General features: G+C 38.7%; 3 protein-coding genes. 2 read left to right on the plus strand and 1 reads right to left on the minus strand.

Annotation, left to right across the window (positions count from 1 at the left end; all coding sequences use genetic code 11):
• Nucleotides 1-1,426, minus strand: a 1,426-nt coding sequence (locus tag KTHG_RS06835) for a Na/Pi cotransporter family protein (RefSeq protein ID WP_139992764.1), incomplete at its 3' end; no start/stop codon positions are given.
• Between the two features lie 296 nt (nt 1,427-1,722).
• Here KTHG_RS06835 and ispG point away from each other — a divergent pair.
• Nucleotides 1,723-2,835, plus strand: a complete 1,113-nt coding sequence (gene ispG, locus KTHG_RS06840; RefSeq protein ID WP_126990292.1) for a flavodoxin-dependent (E)-4-hydroxy-3-methylbut-2-enyl-diphosphate synthase — start codon at nt 1,723-1,725, stop codon at nt 2,833-2,835.
• 23 nt (nt 2,836-2,858) lie between these two features.
• Nucleotides 2,859-3,431 carry a 5' nucleotidase, NT5C type gene (locus KTHG_RS06845; protein ID WP_126990293.1) on the plus strand — a complete coding sequence of 191 codons (573 nt, stop codon included), beginning with the start codon at nt 2,859-2,861 and terminating at the stop codon, nt 3,429-3,431.
• The last annotated feature ends 27 nt before the right edge of the window (nt 3,432-3,458 follow it).

The raw sequence follows: 3,458 nt of genomic DNA on the forward strand, positions 1-3,458 counted from the left end.
GCAGCGAACGGTCGGCCGTATCAAATAATAAAATTGCCTTCGCTATCATTTGTTCGGTCATTTCAAACATGCGATTGAGCTCTGTCATCGCAACATCACTAAAGGAACTGCGCTGATGCATTAAATCATCATAAAGCTCTACAATATTTTCTACATGATCGCCGATACGCTCCAAATCACGAATCGTTTCTAATAAGGTATGATGCCGTTCGGATTCAACTTTTGATAATTGGTGCGCTGAAATTTTGACTAAATAATTCGTAATCGTCTGCTCGCTGCTATTTAAAAACCCCTCAAGCTTTAACGATTTCGTTCGCAAGCTACTATCACCTGTATTCACATACTCTCGCATTGCTTGATAGCCCTGCTGGCAAATTGTTGCCATATGAATCGTTTCTTCTTTCGCTTGGCCAACTGCTAGCACCGGTGAAATCTCTACTAAATTACGCTCTAAATGGGTCGGCACGTAATCCGTATCAGATATATTCCCTTTAATACATTTTTTAATTATCCACATAATAGCTCCAATAAAAGGTAAGAGTACAATCGTCGTGACACTATTAAAAGTACCATGCGCAAAAGCGATACTCATACGTAAGCTTAAATCCGTTGTATGCTGTAGCCACGTAATATAACTAATAAATGGGGTCATAACGATGAAAAATAATATTGTTCCAAAAATATTAATGACTACATGTGATAATGCCGCGCGTTTTGCTGACGTTGCCATCCCAATCGAAGCAACGCACACCGTTAATGTCGTACCGATATTTTCGCCATATAAAATGGGCATCGCCGCTTCAAGCGAAACGCCCCCTTGCGCATATAAGCTTTGTAAAATGCCCACTGTCGCACTACTTGATTGCACAATAGCCGTTGTAATGATACCGAGTAGCATTCCTGTAACTGGCATTTCACTTAATTGTCCACTCCATTCTAAAAAGCGTGTGGATTGAATAACTGGTTTAATCGCTGAGTTCATCCAAGCTAAGCCGATAAACATCCCACCAAACCCGAATAAAAACTGTCCCATATTTTGAAACGTGTGACGCTTTGAAAAGTACACACTGAATGCGCCTAACGCTAGTATTGGAAAGGCAAAGTAGCCGATATTAAAGCCGAGTAAAAAAGCGGTCAATGTCGTACCAATATTGGCGCCTAAAATAATGCCGATTGATTGACGCAATGTCATAAAGCCGGCACTGACTAAGCCAAGCGTAATAATGATGGCTGCTGTACTTGATTGTAAAATAATTGCTAAACCAATGCCGATGAGCACACCCATCATTGGATTTGCGGTATAGCGATGCAATAATAAGCGCAGCTGCTCGCCCGCCCAGTTTTGTAAACCATGTCCCATATACTTTAACGAAAATAAGAAAAACCCTAAGCCACCTATAAATTGAAACCCGGTTTGCCAATCCATTTTTGTCGTTCCTCCTAAGTCTTGATGTCACACTAAATTATGTACTACATGTAAATCATTTGTAAATCATTCCTTTTTTACTGTAAAGCACTGCAACTTTCCAACCAAATCCATCGTTTACTGTAAGAAAAAGGCTTATACTTATGAAAGAACAAGTATTACAACATTAAAACACCACAAAAATGCTGTCTCAGACAATTTTTGTATACGAAATGTTTCTTTGTTGTCAATTCATAAAAAACACTGCTAAAATAGTGAATAGTGAAGGCAAAAAGCCTATGAAGGAGAGAGTTTTCATGAATGAAATCACACACCGTTCTAAAACACGCCCTGTACGTGTTGGGGATTTAACTATCGGTGGTAGCAATGAAGTCATCATTCAAAGTATGACAACAACAAAAACACACGATGTAGAGGCAACTGTAGCAGAGATTCTTCGTCTTGAAGAAGCAGGCTGTCAAATCGTTCGTGTCGCTTGCCCAGATGAACGCGCAGCAGATGCATTAGCAGACATCAAAAAACGTATCCACATCCCATTAGTTGCAGATATCCACTTTGACTATAAACTTGCCTTAAAAGCAATTGAAGCAGGCGTAGATAAAATCCGGATTAATCCGGGGAACATCGGTCGCAAAGAAAAAGTAGAAGCTGTCGTTAATGCAGCAAAAGCAAAAGGTGTACCAATTCGTATTGGTGTAAATGCCGGATCACTCGAACGTAAAATCGTTGAAAAATATGGTTACCCTACTGCAGATGGTATGGTTGAGTCTGCACTTCACCACATTAAAATCCTAGAAGATTTAGACTTCCACGATATTATCGTATCGATGAAAGCTTCTGATGTAAATCTAGCAATCGAAGCGTATGAAAAAGCCGCAAAAGCTTTTGATTACCCACTACACTTAGGGATTACAGAATCAGGCACATTATTCTCTGGTACAATTAAATCTGCTGCCGGTCTAGGTGCGATTCTTTCAAAAGGTATCGGGAATACATTACGTATCTCCTTATCTGCTGACCCTGTAGAAGAAATTAAAGTAGCACGTGAATTATTAAAAACATTTGGTTTAGCTTCTAATATTCCAACATTAATTTCTTGCCCTACTTGTGGACGTATTGAAATTGATCTAATCTCAATTGCTAACGAAGTAGAAGAGTATTTACAAACAATTAAAGCACCAATTAAAGTGTCTGTACTTGGCTGTGCCGTAAACGGTCCTGGTGAAGCACGTGAAGCCGATATTGGTATCGCTGGTGCGCGGGGTGAAGGTTTATTATTCCGTCACGGTAAAACTGTTCGTAAAGTTCCTGAAGAAACAATGGTTGAGGAATTGAAAAAAGAAATTGATATTCTTGCAGAAGAATATTATGCGAAACAAGCGGCTGCAAAAGAAGAAGCAACGAAGTAGTCATTCACTTAGGAGGGCATTCGATGAGTAAAAAATACAGCTTTGGTATTGATATCGACGGTACCGTGACAACGCAAGAATTTATGGTGCCCTATATTAACAAACACTTCAATACGAATGTAACTCTCGATGATTTTACAGAATACAATTTATTAAATGTTTTACCGATTGATGCGGTTGAATTTCAAAATTGGTTTTTAGCAACTGAAATTGAAATGTACACAAATCCACCTGTACAAAAATTTGCACATGAAACATTACAAAAATGGTATCCAAACGCTGCATTAAACTATATTACAGCCCGCCAAGACAACTCATTTGATGTCACAAATCATTGGTTCAAAAATCAACAGATACCGATGGATTCATTGAGTATTGTTGGCAATGCTAGTAAAGTAGCTGCTGCAAAAAAACATCAAGTTGAATTATTCTTTGAAGATAAATATGAAAATGCCATTCAATTGCATGAAGAATTAAATATTCCGATTATTTTATTCGATGCACCTTATAATCGTCTTACACTACCTAACGACGTGATTCGTGTCCAAAGTTGGCAAGAGGCTGAACGCTGGGTCGCAAAAGAATTTGGTATTTAATAAAAAAGNGGAAGTGCCTAATCGCAC

Source organism: Kurthia sp. Dielmo, assembly GCF_000307285.2.
Classification (GTDB): domain Bacteria; phylum Bacillota; class Bacilli; order Bacillales_A; family Planococcaceae; genus Kurthia; species Kurthia populi.

Excerpts from the sequence above, each read along its gene's own strand:
- ispG (WP_126990292.1), top strand. The coding sequence starts at position 1,723 with ATGAATGAAATCACACACCGTTCTAAAACACGCCCTGTACGTGTTGGG.
- KTHG_RS06845 (WP_126990293.1), top strand. The coding sequence starts at position 2,859 with ATGAGTAAAAAATACAGCTTTGGTATTGATATCGACGGTACCGTGACA.